Source organism: Salinicoccus halodurans, from assembly GCF_900114445.1.
Taxonomy (GTDB): domain Bacteria; phylum Bacillota; class Bacilli; order Staphylococcales; family Salinicoccaceae; genus Salinicoccus; species Salinicoccus halodurans.
Window position 1 is genome coordinate 64795 of the sequence record NZ_FOTB01000005.1, and the last position, 21094, is coordinate 85888.

Genomic DNA, 21094 nt, shown 5'->3' on the forward strand with positions numbered 1-21094 from the left:
ATGGATGAAGAAAACACAGATTTGAAAAATGCGCTGATCAGTTGGCGCAGACATATTCACAGGAATCCGGAACTTTCCTATAAAGAATATGGAACGGCAGATTATATAGAGAGTATACTGGATTCCTTTGACGGTATTGATGTATCAAGACCGACGGAAACGAGTGTGCTTGGGACCCTGAAAGGGGCAAAAACTGAAGGTCCGGTCATTCTGCTCCGTGCGGATATCGACGCATTACCTATAACTGAAGAGACCGGTTTGGAATTTGAGTCCTCAAACCGTGGTGTGATGCATGCATGCGGGCATGATGCCCATGCTTCAATGCTGCTTGGTGCGGCAAAGGAATTATCTGCCATGAAAGAAGAGATGAATGGGGAAGTAAGATTTATATTCCAGCACGCGGAGGAGGATTTTCCCGGCGGCGCCTATGAACTCGTTGATCTCGGAGTAGCTGAAGGTGTGGACTATGCTTTCGCGCTTCACGTCTCTCCGGATTATGAAACAGGATATTTTTCTGTTCGTGAAGGGGCTTTTTGTGCAGCAGCGGATGACTTCCGGATTAAAATATCAGGCAGAGGCGGGCATGCAGCGATTCCGGATTCAACGATAGACCCGATTATCGTGGGTTCGGAATTTACGATGAGTCTGCAGACAATTGTGTCGAGGAAGATATCCCCGCACAAAGTGCCGGTCGTATCGGTCACCAATTTCCACAGCGGCGATGCGATGAATGTCATTCCGGACACAGTTGAAATCGGCGGTACCATAAGATCCATCGATGAAGCCTCGAGAGTAAAGGCGCGGGAGGAATTGGAACACATCCTGAAAGGCGTTACAGCAGCACACAGGGCAGAATATACAATTGACTGGGATATCGGATATCCTTCAGTGTTCAACAGGACAGAAGCGGTGGATGTCACAAGGCAGGCCGCTAAAAAAGTGTATGGAGAAGAAAAAATGATTGAGGTGGAGCAGCCGATCTTTGGCACTGAAGACTTCTCCTCCTTTTCACAGGCAGTTCCTGCCTCGATGCAGTTCATCGGTGTTCATGACCCGGACAAGGAAGAAGCTTATCCACTGCACCATCCTAAATTCAATGTGGACGAGGAAGCACTGGAGAAAGGTGCACTTTATTTTATGGAAATTGCTGAAAATCTGGTACTCTAGTGGTGCTATAAAAATTTGAGGAGTAGTGATTATGAACGTTTCAGAAGCAATCAGACAAAGACGCAGCCTGGGCAGGGTGAAGGATACGCCGGTGGACAGAGAAAAGATTGAGACTATGCTGGAGTCGGCAGTGTGGGCGCCGAATCATCACCGTACAGAGCCATGGAAATTCTTTGTGTTGAGCGGAGAGGGCAGGAATCCGCTGTCCCGTGTTTTGAAAGAGGTGGCTCACGGGAGAGTTGAAGACCCTGAATCTGAAGAAGGACAGAAGAGAATCGAAAAAATAAGCAGAAAACCATTCGCTGCCCCGACCGTCATTGTGGTCGCATTATCTCCTTCTGACAATCCGAAAGCCATCTATATAGAAGATGTATGTGCTGTGGCAGCGGCAACACAGAATATGCTGCTGACTGCACACGAGCTTGGACTCGGTGCAATCTGGAGAAGCGGACCAATCTATAATACACCTGAGGTGAAGGCGCTATTTGACCTTCGTGAAGATGAAGAGATTCTGGGACTTGTTTTTGCAGGGGAACCTGACATGACGAAGGACAACATCAAACGAATACCTTTCGATGAAAAGACGGCATGGATTGACACAGATCAACAGTAGAACAAGGGTGGAGGATTTTTTATGAAAGCGGCAGCAGCAATCTGCTTTGCACTGGGTACGCTGATCATGTTCGGGACACAGACGTTTTTACCGGATGCATTGATAGTGCCGGGTTATTTTGCAGTATTCTTTTTATTCGTTGCCGGAATATATATTACATACGGCTCTGAATTATAATAGAAGAAAGAAAACATGGAATGAGGAAATTGGATGAAAAAGCTTTACGAAATACTACTCGGGAGAAGCTTGCTGTTCATTATTTTGATATTTACTGTTTCGATTTTGGGTGTCTATACGTTTTTGACAATCGAACAGCGCGAAATACCTGAAACTGAAGTCAATCTGGTCAATGTCACAACTGCATGGCCGGGCGCTGACAAATCAGATATGGAAACGAATGTCACGAACATCATTGAATCGGAATTATTCAATGTGGAGGATATTGAGGATGTGTCATCCGTTTCACAGGATGATATTTCCGTCATTACACTCCAGCTTTCAGACGACGGGAATCCGGATGATGTGCTGAATGATGTGAATAACGTTGTGAGCGGTATTGCCAGTGATCTCCCGGAAAATGCTGCAGAACCGGAAGTTGAGTCATTGAGCAATAACTTTCCTCTGCTCAGCTACCAGGTCCACAGTGAAGATGTGCAAAATCTGGATGGCATAAGAGATGATCTGGAGAAGCTGGAACAGGAAGTCACCCAGATGGACGGCGTCGACAGTGTCACGCTCAAAGGGTATGAAGATTATAAGTATGAAATACAGCTTGACTGGGATGCACTTGCTGAAAACCAGTTGAATCCGAACGAAATCATGAACGAGATTGAACAGTCTCTGAATCCGGTCATACTTGGGCAGGATACAGAAGATGACGAGACAGTACGTCTGTCTTTCCAGGACCAAAAACCACTTGAAGTGCTGGAACAGGTCAGGGTGGGGACTGATGATATTCCGCTCGATGAAGTCGCAGAAGTTTCAGAAGTTCATGAACAGCCGGAAGACATTGTGGAGTACGAAGGTGAACCAGCAGTTTCATTTACTGTATTCCTTGCTGCAGGAGAGGACGTGCCTTCAGTTTCGCGGAAAGTTGAATCCATCATGGATGATAGTTTTGAAGGATTGTCTGATAATATAACAGTTGATAATATTTCCTCTGAACGTGAAAATGTGGAGGATATATTCGTCGGATTGTATATATCTCTTGCAATCGCGCTGCTCGCGGTTATCGTCGGCACATCTCTCGGCCTGTCATGGTTTGGTTCCATAACGGTGATGATTACTGTCTTCCTGTCAGTGCTGATTGGACTCGCACCAATTCCGTGGATGGGTGTCGATCTCAACCAGATATCCGTCATCGGACTGATCATTGCGCTCGGTATACTTGTCGATGATTCGATTGTTGTCAACGACAACATCGAACGGCGGTTCACCGTCGGCGACAACAAGCTCGATGCTGTATACAATGGTGTGAGAGAAGTTGCTCCCTCTGTCATCGCATCCACACTTGCAATCGTATTTACATTTTCACCGCTGCTGCTGCTCTCCGGCGCAAATGGTGATTTCATAAAAGCACTGCCGAGCATTCTGATTTCAACGATGATCGTATCGACTGTGCTTGCCCTGACATTCGTACCTGCTGTCAGGTATCTTATCGTAAGGAAGAAAGCACCAAAGCACCCGGGCATTATAGGGAAAGCATTTACATGGGGAAGTAATGTGTATGCAGATAAACTTCTTCCTAAAATTATAAAAAGACCGCTGCTGGCATTTCTGACAGTATTGATTATCGCAGTATTATCAGTAGGTCTCATCCGTTTCACACCGTTTGAATTCTTCCCGGAAGCGGATCGTTCGGAAGTGACGGTCGATCTGATATTTGAGGAAGGACAGACGATTGAAAAGACGCATGAAGATGCACAGGATGTGCTTTCATATATGCTTGGGGAGATGGAGCATGTGGAGTCCGCTTCATTATTCACAGGAGATGGACTGCCGAACTTGTTTGGGGCATCACTGGAACAATCGGGACCAAATACGGCACAGATTGCGCTTCAGATCGATAAAGAGCAGATGAGTGCATCTGAAACGATAGATGAGTATGAGAACGCAGTCCGTGAAGCGTTCCCGAAAGCTACGGTGTTCATGGAAACGATCATCCAGGGGCCTCCGGCAAGTGCACCGATTACAGTTGAAATCTTTGAGGATGATCTGGAAACGCTGAACAATAAAGTGACTGACCTTACCGAAACATTGGAAGCGGATGGAGCAATCGTCACTTCCAATATCGGCAGTCCAGTCAGGACGATGAACTACAGCATAGACTATGGAGCTCTGGAAGAGAATGATGTATCCGTTTCACAGGTGAAAAATGAACTGAATATGATTTCAGAAGGTATTCCGATCCAGGAGATCATTGTGGACGGGGATTCCAGAGAAACTAACCTCAAATATTCAGATGAGTATACTATAGATAACGTGGATATCGTCAAAACCGGAGAAGGAGAGCCGGAGACCTATCCACTGTCGGATTTTGTGAATATAGAAGAGACTGAAGACACCACTTCCATCCAGCACAGCAATGGTGAGAGGACGGCTGAACTTCAGGTCTATTCGGATGATGAGGAGACTGTGAACCGGACGATAGAAGAATTCAGCAGCAATCTGGATGAAACGACCGAGCTTACAGTCGGCGGGGAGTCGTCAGACCAGGCGGACTTCTTCATCGAGATCGGGATTTTATTCTCAGTGATACTGGTACTTGTCTACCTCGTCATCGCCATAGAATTCAATTCCGTCGTCATGCCGCTCATCACAGTATTCAGCATTTTCCTCGCGTTCAGCGGCGGAATCATCGGATTGTTTGTAACGCAGACGCCAATCAGTTTCCTGGGCATAATGGGAATGGTTTCCTTGTCCGGTATCGTCGTCAGGAATGCCGTCGTACTGATAGACTTCATCGAAGCAAGGCGCAAAGCCGGGAGATTCGATATTTATCAGGCGATCTTTGAAAGTGGACGGGTAAGATTCAAACCGATCGCGCTGACCACACTCACAAGCATACTGGCACTCGTCCCGGTGGCACTGAGCGGAGATGTGTTATTTGAACCGCTGGCGGTAACAGTAATCGCAGGACTTGCGTTCTCGACAATCCTGTCGTTGATAGCTACACCGGCACTTTATTATTTGTATTACAGAGTGAGATACAGAAAATAGATAGTAGTTTTTCAGGCCCTCCAGATGGAGGGTTTTTTTGTGGAGATTGTTTGATGAAGCGCAACCAGGCATCGGTGAAGATGAGACGATAAGGTGAGGAGTCAATACTGTCCCAGAATTCCAAACGATGTTGAGAACCGGAAAAAGCCCTCTCCGGCCGCATGCCGGAGAGGGCATCATATACAAAAACCTATTTTTCTGCAAGAGCCCTTTTATACAAACGTTTTTCTTCTGATTTTGAAATCAAAAGGTTTGCCGCTGCATCACCAGTAACATTCATTGTAGTGTATGCCATGTCGAGAAGTCTGTATATGGCGGCAATAGGCCCCATCAATTCTATCGGCAGGCCGAGCAATGTCAGGAAAGAAGCTCCAAGTACGATTCCACCGCCGGGGATTCCGGGGGCCGCCATATTAAGGACGGTGGCAATGACAACCAGATAGATGATTTCCGGCACACTTAAGGGTATCTGATAAAAATCGGATACAAAGACTGCCAGCAGACTGAAGGAAATGGCACCGCCTGCCATGTTGATTGTCGTACCTAAAGGAACGACGAAATTAGTTATGGACTCGGACGCTTTGAAGTCATTGATGCTGACCCGCATGTTTGTAGGCAGTGTGACAGCTGAACTCGTCGTTGAAAGAGAAACGAGCCATACCTTATAAATACCTTTGATGAACTGGATCGGAGACAGGCCGGTGTATAACCAGACGGGCAGGAGCATGACAACTATGAATGCTATGATACAGGCGGCCCATGCAGTGATTATGTACAGACCAAGCGCAGAGAATATACCGGCACCATATTCAGCCATCGCAAATGCCATCAGGGAAAGTACACCGATCGGTGTCAGTTCCATGACGAAGTCCAGAATTTTGAATACCACTTTCGACAGACTGTTGAGAAAAGTTTTAACCGGCTCAGCTTCTTTTCCGACCGCAACAATTGCTACTGAGAACAGCAGAGTGAACAGTATGACAGGAAGAATGGCACCTTCACTGGCGGCCTGGAATATGTTGCTCGGGACAATATTCATGAAGAAATCCTGAACGGAAGGGGAAGTGACTGTTTCATCAAAGCCGGGAGAATCGATGTTTATATGGTTTCCCGGCCTGACCAGATAGGATATTATCAGGCCGATTGCTGCAGTCGCAATGAACATGAGGACGAAGACGATTACGCTTTTAAAGCCGATCCTCCCCAAATCCTGTGTGCTTCCGATGTTGATGATACCGCCGGCGACTGCCACAAAAATGACAGGGATGATCATCATTTGGATCAGATTGAGGTAAACATCACCGATAAACTTCGTTTGGATGGAGAATTCAGGGATGACTATCCCCATTATTATGCCCAATACGAAACCGATGGCAATACGGGTGAAGAGATGCTGTTTTGATGTGAGAAGACTATTCATTTACCAGTACTCCTTTGTACGAGGGGATTTCCCCTTTTTGATATGTCCCGAGCATATTGATGTATTTGCTGACTTTTCCAATATCGTCCAGCGCTTCTGCCAGAACGGAATCTTCCTTTCCTTTTTCAACATCGATGAAGAATCCATATGAGAACGGCTTGTGCTGGATCGGACGGGAAGTCAGGTTGAGAAGGTTGATGCCGTGCCCGCTGAAAATATTCAATATTTCACTCAGTGAACCGGTACTGTGGTCCGATTCTATATAAAGCGATGTTTTATTCGTCTCCGGACGCACGCCCTGCACACCTTTGCGGAAGAATAAAAAGCGCGTCGTATTGAGCGGATTGTCACTGATGTTTTCCCGGACGACGGTCATATTATACAAGGCTGCGGCATGACTGCCTGCGATGCCGGCAATTTTTGGGTCTTCAGAATCCTTAACCATTTTCACCGATTCCGCAGTATCCGTATACTCACGGACTTCTATATTGGGATACCGGCTCAAATATGAATAACACTGTTCCAGTGCCTCCGGATGCGAATAGACGGTTGTGACTTCCGACATATCTGCATCTGATTTCATGATCAGTGCATGGTCGATCTTGATGTAAACTTCTTCGACTGCGGAAACTTCCAGGTACTTCATAAGATCGATCGTCCGCGTAATCGGACCACTTGTGGAATTTTCCACAGGCAGTGCGATATAATCCAGCTGGTCGTCCATCATCGCTTCTACCAGTGTTCTGAAAGTAGGATAGCCTTTCATCTGGTATTCCGCGTCTCCTGCAAACTTTCTGCAGGCCAACTCACTGTATGAACCTTCAGCTCCCTGATATCCAATCAACATAAAAACCACTCCTCGAATTTTGTGAAATAAAAAAACCATCTGAATCGCTCCGTCAATGAGAGAAATCCAAATGGTTAAAAATGTGTTATAAAAAATCCAGCCATTTAGATTGCTCATATGGCCGGATTTTGAAATTCACACGTTCAAATCAGCCATCATAGATATATGCACGCCGCCTATATCCACGATGGAATATAGACGCTATCTAAAATCGCTGAAAAAGAAAGTATTCAATTGAGTCTGTATATATGTGTTTGACATAAGTATCACTCAATTCATTCAAGATTGTAATAAATATTATCAATACTAATCTGAAAAGTCAACGTTTTTATAGAATATTCAGGCAAATTAATTTCAATGCCATCAATCCTGTCATTATCAGACTTTCTAAAAGCATCATCCAGAGCTTCCGGTCATGACTGGGAAATGCGAGTATTAATAGTTTAGATGAAAAATGTTTTTAGTCTATTCGGAAGAATCAGAAATTGTGATAGAATACAAAATGGAATGAAGACATCTTAACGATTAGGGTGTCTATAGAATTGGGGGAGGGAGAAATTTGTCTAATAATGAAGAATTAGATCGTGCTACAGGAGAAAGGACGGTTGAAAAACTGGAGTTCCGTCTGGGACCGTTTGGTGCAGCGGTTCCGCTGCTGTTCTTTGTCGTGTGGGCGATAACAATCAGTGTGATGCAGCTATCATCTGAAGTTGCGCTCGTGCTCGGAGCTGTTATGGGGGTAACGCTCGGATTGCTGCTGTGTAAAAGCAAATGGGAAGACTATGCCCAGGGGCTGTTCGACGGTCTGGCCCAGCCTGTAGGTGTGATTGCCATGGTGGCATGGTTCTATGCCGGTATGTTTGCACAGATTCTGCAGGTTGGAGGACTTGTTGAAGGGTTGGTATGGATTGGTTCAGTGACAGGTGTGGAAGGGGGCTTGTTCGTCGCACTGACCTTTTTGCTGGCAGCAACTTTTTCAACCGCTGTCGGTACTGGTTACGGTACAACCGTTGCGTTCTGTACATTGATGTATCCGGCAGGTGTTGCTGTCGGAGCAGATCCGACTTTCATGTTCGCGGCTATTCTGGCCGGTGCAGTATTCGGTGATAACCTTGCACCGGTATCGGATACAACAATCGTTTCAGCAACAACCCAGGATGCCGATGTTCCAGGAGTTGTACGCAGCCGTTTCAAGTATTCAATCGTCGCAGCGGTTCCTGCTGCTATCTTATTTGCAATATTCGGAGGCGGAGGTACCACGACAGAAGAGGCTTCGGCAGGTTCAATAATGGAATCTGTCAGCGCGAATGGACTGATCATGCTGATACCGTTCGCAATTGTACTTATTCTGGCCTTATCCGGACAGCATCTGTTGACCTCACTTACATGGGGCATCCTGTCAGCCATCGTGCTGATTCTGGTAATCGCTCCGGGGACACTCGGGGATATCATAAGTTTTAATCCGGACTCTGATAACGTTGTTCAAGGGGCACTCGTTTCGGGGCTCACAGGATACTTCAATATGGCAATCCTGATTCTGCTGATTGTGGGTGCCGCGCACTTGATGAGACTCGGCGGAACGATGGCGGCCATCACCAATGGTCTGGTCAAATGGATTAAAAACTCCGTCCGGAGAGCAGAACTTTCCATATGGGCGATCGTAGCCATATTGAACAGTTCAATCACCATCAATACCGCAGCAGAAATTGCCGCTGCACCATTCGTGAAGGAAATCGGTGAGAAATACAAGATTCACCGCTACCGGAGAGCGAATATGCTGGATGCTGTCACTTCAGCACTTGGCTATATTTTCCCTTGGGGAGCGCCGGTCCTGTTAGGCTGGTCGACAATCCAGACGATAAAGGAACAGTCATACGAGTGGCTGCCTGTCGTTGAACCGACAGCAGTGTTCCCGTTTGTATTCCAGGGCTGGTTCCTGTTCCTCATTATGCTTATTGCCGCCCTGACTGGCTGGGGACTGCGCTATGAAGGAAAGAATGGTGAAGAATTAAAGGAAAGGCCTGAAGATTAATTATTCTTACAGGATGATTTCACAAGAAAGCTGAATGATGATATTTCAGCGTAAAACTCAAATTAGAAAACTCCCCGGGTCACTCGAATGTAAAAGTGGTCCCGGGGAGTTTTTTTAACAGCTGATCATGTTCTACACACTGAACTGTGCGTCGTGCAGCCCTTTATATATACCGTTATCAATACCGAGTAATTCTGCATGTGTCCCTGTTTCTGCAATGCCATCCTTGGTCACAACCATGATGCGGTCGGCATTTTTGATCGTTGCGAGCCTGTGTGCAATGACCAGCGTCGTCCTGCCTTCCGCCAGACGGTTGAGTGCCTTCTGGATCTGTAGCTCTGTTTCGGTATCGAGTGCACTTGTCGCTTCATCAAGGATAAGGATCGGCGGGTTTTTAAGGAACATCCTGGCAATCGCAATCCTCTGCTTCTGTCCGCCTGACAGCTTGACGCCGCGTTCGCCGACAATGGTATCAAGGCCGTCCCGGTAACTTTCAACCAGTTCAGTGAGCTGTGCTTTCCTCAGTGCTTCATACACTGCTCCGTCCGATGCTTCCGGTTTACCGTAGGCAACATTATCCCGAAGTGATCCTGAGAATAAAAATACATCCTGCTGCACGGTGCCGATGTTCTCCCTTAAAGAACTGAGTGTCATGTCACGGATATCGGTGCCGTCGATACTGATCGAGCCGCCGTCTACATCGTAGAATCTCGGCAGCAGCGAGCAGAGTGTCGTCTTGCCGGCACCGCTCGGCCCGACTATCGCAATCGTTTCACCGGGATGGATGCTGAGTGAGATATTATCCAGAATCGTTGTTTCTTCGTATTTGAAATTCACGTTTTCGTAAACGATGTTTCCTCTGACATTTTCCAATGCCACTGCATTTTCGCGTTCTTGCACATCCGGTTCTTCACGCATGATTTCAGTGAAATGGTTGAAACCGGCGATGCCGTTCGGATACAGCTCGATGATGGCATTGATTTTCTCAAGCGGTTTGAATAACATGTTGGAAATCAGTACGAAAGCGACGAACTCCCCGTATGATAATTCATCGTTCATGACGAAGTATGTACCTGCGATCAGGATGAACACAGTCACCAGACGCATCAGCATGTAAGTCGAAGAGTTGTTGAAAGACATAATCTTATAAGCCTTGAGTTTCGTTTTTCTGAACGCCTCGTTGATCTTCCTGAAAGCTGCAAGTTCGCGGTCTTCATTGGCGAATGCCTGCACCAGGCGGATGCCGCCGACTTTGTCTTCGATCATATGGTTGAAGTCCGATACCCGTCCAAACAGTTCCCTGAATGCAACCGTCATCTTCTTATTGAAGTAGATGGCGAGAATCAGGATGACGGGCACGACGATGAATGAAATCACAGCCAGCTCCGCATTGATTGTCAGCATGATGCCGAATGCTCCGAGCAGTGTCATGACGGCAATGAACAAGTCTTCAGGACCATGATGGGCCATCTCACCGACGTTCATCAGGTCGTTTGTCAGCCGGGTCAGGAGCTTGCCGGTCTTTGTATTGTCAAAGAAGCGGTACGACAGCCGTTGGATATGGCTGTACAGATCATTTCTGATATCACGCTCGATATTTGTGCCGAGCATGTGACCCCAGTATGTAACGACAAACTGCAGCAGCGTATTGAAAAGGTAAATGATGACCAGGCCTGCAGCTGCAAGAAGAATCATCCGGACATTTTCACCCGGCAGCAGCTCATCGATGAAAAGATTGACGATGAGCGGAAAGGCAAGCTCGAGCAGCCCGACGATCACTGCACACGTAAAATCCAGTGTGAACAGTGCTTTATAGGGGGCGTAATAGGAGAAGAATCTCTTCAATGGTGGACCTCCTTTTATTTCGATATATGAAATATTTATACACCAAAAATTATAGCATGGAAAAGGCGGTTCCGGTCATTGATTTTGATGAAAAAAGTCGACTCTGGCTGCTGCGGAATCAGGGTGAGGGGATTGTCCGCAAAAAGACAGACGACCGGCAGTGGAAAATAAAAGAAAGCAGAGACGCCATGTGATATTATAAAAGAAATAGAAACGGTCAGAATTTAGGAGTGAAATGAAATGGCAAAATTAAATGTGGGGATTCTATACGGCGGACAATCGACAGAACATGAGGTGTCGATGCGTTCAGCCGAGAGTGTGCTGGAAGCTCTGGACAAAGATAAATATAATGTGAAGCTCGTACATATTTCCAAGAGAGGAGAATGGCTGCTCAGCCACCAGTCCGATGAGATAAAAAGTCTGGAGCGGGGCAGCGGGGCTACAGGCCTGTCAGTCACTCCCCCGAAGCAGCTGTCTTCTGCGGAAGGTGGGGAGGCTTTCGATGTCATCCTGCCGATCCTGCATGGTACAGCCGGAGAGGACGGCAGTGTACAGGGGCTTTTGGAGATGGCGGATATTCCTTATGTCGGCTGTAACGTGAGAAGTTCAGCAGTCTGTATGGATAAGGACATGACGAAAAAACTGCTGAAGTTTGAGGGCATAAAAGTGGCCGACTGGATTTTATTCAGACATGATGAAAAAGAGAGTGTGAACTACGAAACAGTCAGGGAAAAACTGGGTCTGCCAATGTTTGTAAAGCCCGTGAATCAGGGATCTTCCGTCGGTGTCTCCAAAGTCACTGATGAGAAAAGTTTCTATGAAGCAGTAGAACTCGCTTTTCAATTTGATACGAAAGTGATGGTCGAGAGTGCGGTGGAAGGCCGGGAAATCGAAGTGTCTGTCCTCGGGAACACCAATCCAGTTGCGTCCGTACCGGGTGAGATTGTTTCAAACACCGAATTTTACAGCTACGAATCGAAGTATATCGATGAGAGCGGTGCAGCACTCGAGATTCCTGCGAAACTGGATGAAGAGACTGAGGAAAACATCCGTAGAACAGCTTTGGATGCTTTCAGGATCCTCGATTGCGAAGGCATGGCAAGAGTGGACGTATTCCTTACAGAAAACGGTGAAGTCATCGTCAATGAAATCAATACGCTTCCGGGATTCACCAGCATCAGCATGTATCCGAAACTGCTTGAAGCATCCGGCATTGAATATCCTGAACTGCTGGACCGGCTGATTGAACTCTCCCTCGAGAGGCACAACCGCAATCGCCAGCTGAAGACGGACATCATGTAGGTATGTGATATGGCTGAATATGAAAATGCGATATTTACAAACATGTGCATGATCTACAGCGGAGACCGGATCCTTGTGCAGAACCGGGTGAGTAAAAACTGGCCCGGCATCACTTTCCCGGGCGGCAAAGTGGAACGGGGAGAATCATTCGTCGAGTCGGTCAAACGGGAAGTGCTGGAAGAGACGGGGCTCATCGTGAATTCCGTGGAGCTGTGCGGGACCAAGCAGTTCCAGGATGAAAATGATGCAAGGTATGTCGTTTTATTCTATAAAACTGATGCGTTTGAAGGGGAACTTGCATCCAGTGATGAAGGAGAAGTGTTCTGGATTGATAAGAGTGAGCTTGGAGAATTCAGGCTGGCCCATGATTTTCAGGAGATGTTCGAAGTTTTTGACTCAGAAATACTGTCGGAGTTCTATTATTATAAAGAAGAGGAAGAATTCAAACTGAGATTGCTGTAGTGATGCAAGCCATTAAAGATAAAGGGGAGAAGTTCTATGCCATTCAATATCAGAAAAGCTGACGAATCCGATGCACTGGACATTGCGAAAGTGCAGGTCGACAGCTGGAGAACGACTTACAAGGGAATAGTCAGCGATGATTATCTGGATAGACTTGCTTATAAAAAGCGCGAAGAAGTATGGAAGAAGGCCGTAGTTCAGAATACAGCATTCCTACTTCTCGATAACGACGATGAAACAGTCGGGTTCGCCGTCGGCGGTCCCGAACGCTCCGAGGAGCATGTCGGGTTTGACAGTGAGCTTTATGCAATCTATTTATATGAAGAAGCGCAGGGCAATGGCGGAGGGAGACAGTTGTTTGATGCGGTTGTCAGTGATCTGATCGAACGCGGATTTGAGAGCATGATCATCATTGCCCTGGAAGATAACCCTGCATGCGGTTTCTATGAGAAGATGGGCGGGGTTGTCATCGGTAAAGAAAAATCCGAAATTGGCGGCGATGAGTTCACTGAGCTGGTATTCGGATGGAGGGACATTAAAAAGATATAGAGTGGATAGGAGCAGGCCCCGGGGTCTGCTTTTTATGTGGGGTCAGACCGGGGCAGAACATTAGACAGGCTGGCATTAGCTGGCCGGCTTGCAAACAATCTGATATAAAAAGAGGCCATAAAGGCCTCCTTAAAAATCATTTTCCTTCCCAGGCATCGATTTCTTCTCTTACGATCGGTGCGACTTTTTCACCGAACAGCTGGATGGACTGCATGACCTGGTCATGCGGCATCGTACCGAGCGGAGTATGGAGAAGGAAGCGTTTGATGCCCACATTCTTACGCAGGTCAATGATTTTCTGTGCGACAGTTTCGGGACTCCCGCAGTACAGTGCACCTTTAGGAGACCTTGCGATATCGAAGCTGCGTGTCGTATAGTTGCCCCAGCCGCGTTCACGGCCGATCTTATTCATGGCCTGACGGGTGGGAGGGAAGAACAGCTCTGCGGCTTCTTCATCCGTATCCCATACAAAGCCGTGGCTGTGCGAACCGATTCCCAGGTTCTCGACTTTATGGCCGCTCCGGGCCGCGGTCTGTTTGTACAGTTCAACGAGCGGTGCAAAGTTTTGTGGGCTTCCACCGATGATTGCGAGTACAAGCGGCAGGCCGAGCTTTCCTGCTCTCACAGTCGAATCCGGTGTGCCGCCGCTCGCAATCCAGATCGGAATCTGATCCTGGTCGGGTTTCGGGAACACTTCCAGGCCATTGAGCGGGGCGCGGTGGTTGCCGCTCCAGCTGACGGGACCACCTTTTTGCAGTTTCAGGAGAAGGTCCAGTTTTTCTTCAAACAGTTCATTGTAATCATTCAGGTCATAGCCGAATAAAGGGAACGATTCGATGAATGACCCCCGGCCGGCCATGATTTCCGCGCGTCCTCCGGATATGCCGTCAAGCATCGCAAAACGTTCATGAACTCTGACGGGATCATCTGAGGAGAGCACAGTCACTGCACTCGACAGACGGATATCTTTTGTCCGTGCAGCACCGGCTGCCAGGACGACCTCAGGTGCAGAGACTGCATAATCTTCGCGGTGGTGTTCTCCGACAGCATAAACATCGAGGCCCACTTTATCCGCCATCTCAATCTCTTCTACAATATCCCTCAATCTTTCACCGTGGCTGATTGTGACTCCGGTCTGCGGATCAGGCAGTACTTCAGCGAAAGTGCTTATCCCAAGTTCCATGTAATCTCCTCCGATTCCATATTGATTTCATTCTATCATCATTCTATATCAATATATAAATTTACGCTTAAACCTGTGATAGAATATAGATAAATTGATTTTTGGGGGAATAGGGACATGAAGGACAAGCTTATTGAACGTTTAACCAGCTATGTAAAAATCGACACGCAATCGGATGCATCAAGCGAAACGACGCCTTCCACCGATAAACAGTGGGATCTGATCAGGTATCTTGAAAAGGAACTCAAAGAGATCGGCATGTCCGAAGTGAAAACGGATGACAAAGGATATTTGATGGCCACTTTACCGGCCAATGTGGAAGACGCACCGGTCATCGGATTTCTGGCACACGTGGATACGGCGACCGATTTTACAGGTGCGGATGTATCTCCGCAGGTAGTTGAATATGAAGGCGGCGACATCATTTTAAATGAAAAAGAAAGCATCGTACTGTCGCCTGCCGAGTTTCCGGAACTCCCAGGGTACAAGGGCCATACTCTGATGACAACGGACGGCACGACACTTCTCGGTGCCGACAATAAAGCCGGCGTGGCCGAGATCATGACGGCTATGGAATACCTGATCAATAATGAAGATATTAAACATGGTAAGATCCGCGTGGCATTCACGCCGGATGAAGAGATCGGCCGGGGGCCCCATCATTTTGATGTGGACCGGTTCGGTGCGGAATATGCCTACACCGTGGACGGAGGACCTGAGGGAGAGCTGCAGTATGAAAGCTTCAATGCGGCCGGTGCCAAAGTGGCGTTCATAGGCAACAGTGTACATCCGGGGACAGCCAAGGATAAAATGGTCAATGCCGGCCGCATGGCATCTGAATTCATCACAATGTTCGATCCTGAAGACACACCGGAACATACTGAAGGATATGATGGGTTCATCCATCTGACCAGAATGGGCGGAGATGTTGAGAAAGTAGAGGCGGAATTCATCATCCGTGATTTTGACAAAGGTAAATTCGAAGCCCGGAAACGCCTGATGGAAACAAACGTTTCAAAGCTCAGGGAAAAATACGGGGAAGACCGTGTGGTACTTGAGATGAATGATCAGTATTACAATATGAAGGACAAAATCGAGCCGGTGATTGCAATCGTCGAAAATGCAAAACTTGCAATGCAGAACCTGGAAATCGAACCGGTCATTAGACCGGTCCGCGGCGGAACGGACGGCTCACAATTATCCTATAAGGGGCTGCCGACACCAAATCTGTTTACAGGCGGGGAGAATTTCCATGGGAAATTCGAATATGTTTCGGTTGATGTAATGGAGAAAGCAGTGAAGGTCATTACGGAAATCAGCAGGATTGCCGCGGCCAGACAATGATAAGGGCCCGTCTTCCGCGGGCTTTTATATTCTTTTTTCTGTAATATCAGACCCGTATTTTTTGATTCATGAAAGTAGGAAGTTCTATGACACAGCATGCCCATGAAAATGAACCACAGACAGAAATAAAAAAACTGCCGCTGATGCTGGTTCTGTTGTCGGGGGCGTTTGCAGCGATTTTGAACCAGACGCTGCTTGCGACTGCCATACCGCATATCATGGCCGATCTCAATTTGGAGGCGGACGTCGCACAGTGGCTGCAGTCCGTCTTTATGCTGGTCAACGGAATCATGATACCGGTGACGGCTTTTCTGATCGGCAAATTCTCGACAAGGAGTCTTTTCTTTACAGCACTCATCCTGTTTGGCATCGGTACGCTGGTGTGTGGACTCGCGCCGAATTTCACGATACTGCTGCTCGGAAGAATTTTGCAGGCATCCGGAGCGGGCATCATCATGCCGCTGATGCAGACGATCCTGTTTCTGATCTACCCACGCGAAAAGAGGGGGACGGCGATGGGATTCTTCGGCCTGGTCATCAGCTTTGCACCGGCCATAGGACCGACGCTCTCAGGCTGGTTTGTAGAAATCTACCCCTGGCGCGGGCTATTCTACATCATACTTCCGATTGTCATCATCGATCTGATCATTGCCTATTTCGTCCTTAAGAATGTTACAGAACAGACTAATCCGAAAGTGGATGTCTTTTCGATCATACTGTCAACTCTCGGTTTCGGAGGATTGCTGTATGGATTCAGTATCGCCGGCAGCAGCGGATGGCTGAGCCCCACGGTACTCATATCACTGGGAGTCGGTGCGATTACATTGACCCTGTTCATAAAAAGGCAGTTCAGGCTGGAACAGCCGATCCTGGAGTTCAGGGTATTCAGGGATCCTATTTTCACTCTTGCGACAATCATCGGCATGGTTGCATTCATGACGATGATCGGCGGTGCCATCATCCTGCCGATCTTCATGCAGAACATGCTTGGCTTCACGGCATTTGAATCCGGGCTGATGATGCTGCCGGGTGCCTTGCTCATGGGTATCATGAGCCCGGTTACCGGCCGTATGTTTGATAAGTTCGGAGCCAGATGGCTCGTGATTCCCGGGCTCGGCATTGTCACTGTAACCACATTCATGTTTGCGGTTCTGGATACAGAAACCACATTTACGTATCTGGCTGTAGTCAACGCTGTAAGGATGCTCGGTATTTCCATGGTCATGATGCCATCGACCACAGCAGGACTGAACCAGTTGACCAATAAGCTGGTGCCGCATGGTACGGCGATGAACAATACGATGAGACAGGTTGCCGGCGCAGTAGGAACTGCATTGTTTGTGTCAGTCATGACGATAACGATGATTCCGGGTCAGGGAGCCGAAGGCATGATCCACGGTGTAAACATGTCATTCATATTGACCGGCATCTTTTCGCTTGCCGGGTTCATCCTCGCGTTCAGACTGCGCAGTCCGACCGGATCAAAAAAATAAAAATGAAAGCTGCCATTCCGTTTATACAGCGGGTGGCAGCTTAATTTATTTCCAGCTTCAATCTGATTCCAGAAGACTATTGAATTTTTTAAGGAGCCGGGCAAATTCTTCTATTTCTCCCGTTTCCCATTGCTCTATCATTGTGCGGAAACGGTCCTGCCGGCCTTCCCGGTTGGATGCCAGCGCCTCCCATCCTTTTTCTGTTATTTCATAAGTGTAGGAACGCCGGTCCGTCTCTGAAGGTGTCTTTTTCAGGAATTCCTTTTTCAGCAGATCTCCGGCCTGCCTGCTGACTGTGGAGACATCCAGATGAAGCTGATCTGCCATATCCTTTACACCCATCGGTCCTTTATCTGAAATGATTAGCATGATGAAGTAGCTGGCACGCCTCAATTTCTGTTTTTCATCCACTTCGGTTGCCCGGTTCCGAAGCCCCCGGACCATCATGGCAATTTCAAGCTCCAGTTTCTCCAAAGATTTATCATTGACCACTTGTAAATCACGCTGCCTTTCCAAAATTTCCAATTGTTACAGTTGACATTCGATATAGTTGTATAATACAATCATTTCTGTTGTATGTCTATGAAAGAAGGAAAATTTATGTCTCTACAGAAAGAAAATGAAGGTCAGCTGACCAATGCAGGAAGGCTGACGTTAATGGCTGTGCTCCTCTCCGGTGCATTTGCCGCAATATTGAACCAGACCCTGCTGGCCACAGCGATTCCCCATATAATGGCCGATCTGGAACTGGAAGCGGATGTTGCACAATGGCTGCAGTCCGTCTTCATGCTGGTCAATGGAATCATGATTCCTGTTACAGCTTTTTTAATAAGTAAATTCTCGACCAGAGCGTTGTTTTTCACAGCATTGTCCCTGTTCGGATTAGGTACGCTGGTATGCGGAATATCCCCGAATTTCCCGATTCTCATGGCCGGACGTGTCCTGCAGGCTGCAGGTGCCGGTATCATCATGCCGTTGATGCAGACGATCCTGTTCCTGGTCTATCCGAAGAGTGAGCGGGGCAAGGCGATGGGCATGTTCGGCCTTGTCATCAGCTTCGCTCCGGCAATTGGACCGACTTTATCCGGCTGGTTCATCGATATATATCCATGGCGCGGCTTGTTCTACATGCTGCTCCCAATTGTTATCATCGACCTGATCGTCGCGTACTTTATTTTGAGGAATGTGACAGAGCAGACGAATCCCAAGCTGGATATGCTGTCCATCATCCTTTCAACGCTCGGTTTCGGCGGACTGCTTTACGGATTCAGTGTTGCGGGCAACAGTGGCTGGTTAAGCTCTGCGGTAATCATCTCGCTCGCTGTAGGTGCAGTCGCTCTGTTCATCTTCATCAGACGTCAGAACAGTCTGGAACAGCCGATTTTGGAATTCGGTGTATTCAAGGATAAGATTTTCACCCTGACGACCGCTCTCGGCATGATTGTCTTCATGGCCATGATCGGCGGGGCAGTCATCCTGCCTATCCTGATGCAGAATATGCTCGGATTCTCGGCCCTGGCATCCGGCATGATGCTTTTCCCGGGCGCAGTAATCATGGGTGTGATGAGTCCGATTACAGGAAGGCTTTTTGACAGATACGGTGCACGCTGGCTCGCAATCATCGGCCTCGGCATCGTTGCGGTGACATCCCTGATGTTTACCAATTTGGATACTGAAACGACATTCACATATCTTGCTGTAGTCAATGCATTCAGGATGCTGGGCGTCTCGATGGTCATGATGCCTGTAACGACGGCCGGGCTCAACCAGATGTCGAAAAAACTGGTGCCCCACGGTACAGCAATGAATAATACGATGCGCCAGATTGCAGGTGCCGTCGGCACCGCACTGCTGGTTTCGATAATGACCAACACGATGCTGCCCGACCAGGGCGCACAAGGTATGATCCACGGCGTAAATATTTCCTTTATGTTTGCCGGCGGCCTTGCCCTCATCGGTTTCATACTGGCCTTCAAACTCAGGAAGCCGGATGATTCGGAATATGATGAAGCATATGATCAATAGCAATAATAGGTTTTCAAACTCAAAAAGACACGCCGGAATTTTTTCCGGCATGTCTTTTTTTCTATCTTTCGTCTGATTCGATGGGTCTTGCCTTGGTCATATCATTTCCGATGACTTCGTCGGAAGTCACGCGTTTCAGGAAGAAAGAGAGTACGAGGGCAATGGCCAGGAGAACTGTCGCAATCAGGAATGCAAAGTTTATTCCGTCGAGCATCGCCTGGTTCATGGCTGCAGTATCCGGGCTTGGAATATCGGCAAGCTTCTGGTTCATCCTGTTCTGCATCACTGTGATCAGAAGGGCGGTGCCGATTGCCCCGGAAACCTGATTCAGCATACTGTTGATCGATGACCCGTGCGGTGTGAGTTCAGGTGTCAGCTGGTTCATGCCGTTGGTCATCACCGGGGTCATGACCAGGGTCATCCCGAATGCCCTTATGGAGTAGAGCATGATCAGAAATGTATAGCTCGTATCCACTTCGAGCTGGCTGAAGAAGAATGTGGTGGAAACCGTCAGGGTCAGACCGGTGATTGCGAGCACTTTCGGACCGAACATGTCGAACAGCTTGCCGGATATGGGACTCATGAATCCCATGATCAGAGCGCCGGGGAGTAATAAAATTCCTGTATCCAACGGCGAAATCCCCTGGATGTCCTGCAGATAGATCGGCATCAGTATCATGCCGGAGAAGAGTGCCATGTTCATCGTGCCGATAAGCAGTGAGGCAAGGGTGAACATGGGAAACTTATAGACTTTGAAGTTCAGCATCGGATCGTTCATATGGATCTGTTTTCTGATGTAGAAGAACACCGCTGTGAAACCGATGAAGAGTGTCAGAATGACATCAGGCCTCATCCACCCGCTGTTGCCGGCTGCACTGAAGCCATAAAGTATGCCGCCGAATCCGAGCGTCGAGAGAATGACAGAGGGAATATCAATTTTAGTCGTGTAATGGGTATCCGTCTGGGGCAGTTTGAGCCAGCCGATGGAAAGAACAATCAATAGGATCGGGACCATCATGAAGAAAAGCATATGCCATGAATAATGCTGGACGATGAACCCTGAGAGTGTCGGACCGATTGCCGGCGCAAAAAACATCACAAGACTGAACAGGCCCATAGCCGTTCCCCGCTGTGCCGGAGGGAAGCTTGTAATCATCACATTCATCAGCAAGGGCATAAGAATCGCTGAACCGGATGCCTGGATCATACGTCCCAGGATCAACACCATGAATGTGGGGGACAGCCCTGCAACGAGTGTACCTGTCAAAAAGAGCAGCATTGCAGCGATGAATAATTTCTTCGCGCTGAACCTCTGCATGAGGAAAGCGGTGGTCGGAATGACAATACCGCTGACCAGCATGTAGGCAGTGGACACCCACTGTACTGTGGAAGTGGTGATGCCGAAATCATCCTTGATGGACGGCAGTGCGACGTTCAGGAATGTGTTCGAAAGCAATGCGACAAAAGCACCGGAAAGCAGTATGAAAATCAGTCTGTAATCCGGCCTGTCATTAGTTTTTGGTTCCATAATATTACCTCTGTTTCTAAAATCAATACTCACTATTATATTCCGATTCCCGAAATAAGCAAGGA

The 21094-nt window shown here is 47.8% G+C and carries 18 protein-coding genes; 12 read left to right on the forward strand and 6 right to left on the reverse strand.

Going from position 1 to position 21094, the window contains the following annotated elements; translation table 11 throughout:
- The 4 genes from BM271_RS10895 to BM271_RS10905 are packed head-to-tail and all read left to right on the forward strand — an operon-like array spanning window position 1 to window position 4999.
- Complete coding sequence (locus tag BM271_RS10895) at window positions 1–1167, forward strand: amidohydrolase (protein ID WP_046790883.1); 1167 nt, start codon at window positions 1–3, stop codon at window positions 1165–1167.
- A gap of 31 nt (window positions 1168–1198) precedes the next feature.
- On the forward strand, window positions 1199–1780 hold the full coding sequence (locus BM271_RS10900; RefSeq protein ID WP_046790882.1) for a nitroreductase family protein: 582 nt from the start codon (window positions 1199–1201) through the stop codon (window positions 1778–1780).
- 21 nt (window positions 1781–1801) lie between these two features.
- Window positions 1802–1957 (forward strand): hypothetical protein, encoded by a 156-nt coding sequence (locus BM271_RS14400; protein WP_200795347.1) that lies wholly within the window; start codon window positions 1802–1804, stop codon window positions 1955–1957.
- Between the two features lie 33 nt (window positions 1958–1990).
- Window positions 1991–4999, forward strand: a complete 3009-nt coding sequence (locus BM271_RS10905; protein WP_046790881.1) for an efflux RND transporter permease subunit — start codon at window positions 1991–1993, stop codon at window positions 4997–4999.
- A 190-nt stretch (window positions 5000–5189) separates the two neighbouring features.
- Here the strand turns inward: BM271_RS10905 and BM271_RS10910 are convergent, their stop codons facing one another.
- Window positions 5190–6419: a dicarboxylate/amino acid:cation symporter gene (locus BM271_RS10910; RefSeq protein WP_046790880.1), complete on the reverse strand. Its 1230-nt coding sequence runs from the start codon at window positions 6417–6419 to the stop codon at window positions 5190–5192.
- Window positions 6412–7266, reverse strand: coding sequence for a prephenate dehydratase (locus BM271_RS10915; RefSeq protein ID WP_046790879.1), 855 nt, complete (start codon window positions 7264–7266; stop codon window positions 6412–6414). Before BM271_RS10915 ends, BM271_RS10910 begins: the two co-directional genes overlap by 8 nt.
- A gap of 559 nt (window positions 7267–7825) precedes the next feature.
- Here BM271_RS10915 and BM271_RS10920 point away from each other — a divergent pair.
- Window positions 7826–9298, forward strand: a complete 1473-nt coding sequence (locus BM271_RS10920; protein WP_046790878.1) for a Na+/H+ antiporter NhaC family protein — start codon at window positions 7826–7828, stop codon at window positions 9296–9298.
- Window positions 9299–9430: 132 nt separating this feature from the next.
- On the opposite strand, the gene BM271_RS10925 is transcribed toward BM271_RS10920, so the two are convergent.
- Window positions 9431–11161 carry an ABC transporter ATP-binding protein gene (locus BM271_RS10925; RefSeq protein ID WP_420806934.1) on the reverse strand — a complete coding sequence of 577 codons (1731 nt, stop codon included), beginning with the start codon at window positions 11159–11161 and terminating at the stop codon, window positions 9431–9433.
- A 38-nt stretch (window positions 11162–11199) separates the two neighbouring features.
- On the opposite strand from BM271_RS10925, the gene BM271_RS14305 reads away from it, so the two are divergent.
- From BM271_RS14305 to BM271_RS10945, 4 genes are read left to right on the forward strand one after another with little or no spacing between them, the layout of a single operon-like run.
- Entirely contained in the window at window positions 11200–11337 is a 138-nt protein-coding gene (locus tag BM271_RS14305) for a hypothetical protein (RefSeq protein ID WP_159430863.1), read from the forward strand.
- A 46-nt stretch (window positions 11338–11383) separates the two neighbouring features.
- Window positions 11384–12445, forward strand: coding sequence for a D-alanine--D-alanine ligase (ddlA, locus tag BM271_RS10935; protein WP_046790875.1), 1062 nt, complete (start codon window positions 11384–11386; stop codon window positions 12443–12445).
- A 9-nt stretch (window positions 12446–12454) separates the two neighbouring features.
- On the forward strand, window positions 12455–12907 hold the full coding sequence (locus tag BM271_RS10940) for an 8-oxo-dGTP diphosphatase (RefSeq protein WP_046790874.1): 453 nt from the start codon (window positions 12455–12457) through the stop codon (window positions 12905–12907).
- A 36-nt stretch (window positions 12908–12943) separates the two neighbouring features.
- Window positions 12944–13456, forward strand: coding sequence for a GNAT family N-acetyltransferase (locus BM271_RS10945; RefSeq protein ID WP_046790873.1), 513 nt, complete (start codon window positions 12944–12946; stop codon window positions 13454–13456).
- A 136-nt stretch (window positions 13457–13592) separates the two neighbouring features.
- On the opposite strand, the gene BM271_RS10950 is transcribed toward BM271_RS10945, so the two are convergent.
- Window positions 13593–14639: an LLM class flavin-dependent oxidoreductase gene (locus BM271_RS10950; protein ID WP_046790872.1), complete on the reverse strand. Its 1047-nt coding sequence runs from the start codon at window positions 14637–14639 to the stop codon at window positions 13593–13595.
- Between the two features lie 117 nt (window positions 14640–14756).
- On the opposite strand from BM271_RS10950, the gene pepT reads away from it, so the two are divergent.
- Together pepT and BM271_RS10960 are read left to right on the forward strand one after the other, a co-directional pair.
- A complete protein-coding gene (pepT, locus tag BM271_RS10955) occupies window positions 14757–15983 on the forward strand; it encodes a peptidase T (RefSeq protein ID WP_046790871.1) in 1227 nt (408 codons plus the stop codon).
- Between the two features lie 68 nt (window positions 15984–16051).
- Entirely contained in the window at window positions 16052–17476 is a 1425-nt protein-coding gene (locus BM271_RS10960) for an MDR family MFS transporter (RefSeq protein ID WP_082103691.1), read from the forward strand.
- Between the two features lie 57 nt (window positions 17477–17533).
- On the opposite strand, the gene BM271_RS10965 is transcribed toward BM271_RS10960, so the two are convergent.
- Window positions 17534–18001 carry a MarR family winged helix-turn-helix transcriptional regulator gene (locus BM271_RS10965; RefSeq protein WP_143544938.1) on the reverse strand — a complete coding sequence of 156 codons (468 nt, stop codon included), beginning with the start codon at window positions 17999–18001 and terminating at the stop codon, window positions 17534–17536.
- Between the two features lie 75 nt (window positions 18002–18076).
- Between BM271_RS10965 and BM271_RS10970 the strand changes: the two genes are divergently transcribed.
- Complete coding sequence (locus BM271_RS10970; protein WP_046790869.1) at window positions 18077–19501, forward strand: DHA2 family efflux MFS transporter permease subunit; 1425 nt, start codon at window positions 18077–18079, stop codon at window positions 19499–19501.
- A 61-nt stretch (window positions 19502–19562) separates the two neighbouring features.
- Here the strand turns inward: BM271_RS10970 and BM271_RS10975 are convergent, their stop codons facing one another.
- Window positions 19563–21029 carry a DHA2 family efflux MFS transporter permease subunit gene (locus BM271_RS10975; protein WP_046790868.1) on the reverse strand — a complete coding sequence of 489 codons (1467 nt, stop codon included), beginning with the start codon at window positions 21027–21029 and terminating at the stop codon, window positions 19563–19565.
- Window positions 21030–21094: the final 65 nt, after the last annotated feature.

What these genes read in the sequence shown, in the direction of transcription:
- BM271_RS14400 (WP_200795347.1), top strand. Translation starts at nt 1,802, where the DNA reads ATGAAAGCGGCAGCAGCAATCTGCTTTGCACTGGGTACGCTGATCATG.
- BM271_RS10905 (WP_046790881.1), top strand. Translation starts at nt 1,991, where the DNA reads ATGAAAAAGCTTTACGAAATACTACTCGGGAGAAGCTTGCTGTTCATT.
- BM271_RS10975 (WP_046790868.1), bottom strand. Translation starts at nt 21,029, where the DNA reads ATGGAACCAAAAACTAATGACAGGCCGGATTACAGACTGATTTTCATA.
- BM271_RS14305 (WP_159430863.1), top strand. Translation starts at nt 11,200, where the DNA reads ATGGAAAAGGCGGTTCCGGTCATTGATTTTGATGAAAAAAGTCGACTC.
- ddlA (WP_046790875.1), top strand. Translation starts at nt 11,384, where the DNA reads ATGGCAAAATTAAATGTGGGGATTCTATACGGCGGACAATCGACAGAA.
- BM271_RS10940 (WP_046790874.1), top strand. Translation starts at nt 12,455, where the DNA reads ATGGCTGAATATGAAAATGCGATATTTACAAACATGTGCATGATCTAC.
- BM271_RS10915 (WP_046790879.1), bottom strand. Translation starts at nt 7,266, where the DNA reads ATGTTGATTGGATATCAGGGAGCTGAAGGTTCATACAGTGAGTTGGCC.
- BM271_RS10895 (WP_046790883.1), top strand. Translation starts at nt 1, where the DNA reads ATGGATGAAGAAAACACAGATTTGAAAAATGCGCTGATCAGTTGGCGC.
- pepT (WP_046790871.1), top strand. Translation starts at nt 14,757, where the DNA reads ATGAAGGACAAGCTTATTGAACGTTTAACCAGCTATGTAAAAATCGAC.
- BM271_RS10970 (WP_046790869.1), top strand. Translation starts at nt 18,077, where the DNA reads ATGTCTCTACAGAAAGAAAATGAAGGTCAGCTGACCAATGCAGGAAGG.
- BM271_RS10945 (WP_046790873.1), top strand. Translation starts at nt 12,944, where the DNA reads ATGCCATTCAATATCAGAAAAGCTGACGAATCCGATGCACTGGACATT.
- BM271_RS10900 (WP_046790882.1), top strand. Translation starts at nt 1,199, where the DNA reads ATGAACGTTTCAGAAGCAATCAGACAAAGACGCAGCCTGGGCAGGGTG.
- BM271_RS10910 (WP_046790880.1), bottom strand. Translation starts at nt 6,419, where the DNA reads ATGAATAGTCTTCTCACATCAAAACAGCATCTCTTCACCCGTATTGCC.
- BM271_RS10950 (WP_046790872.1), bottom strand. Translation starts at nt 14,639, where the DNA reads ATGGAACTTGGGATAAGCACTTTCGCTGAAGTACTGCCTGATCCGCAG.
- BM271_RS10960 (WP_082103691.1), top strand. Translation starts at nt 16,052, where the DNA reads ATGAAAGTAGGAAGTTCTATGACACAGCATGCCCATGAAAATGAACCA.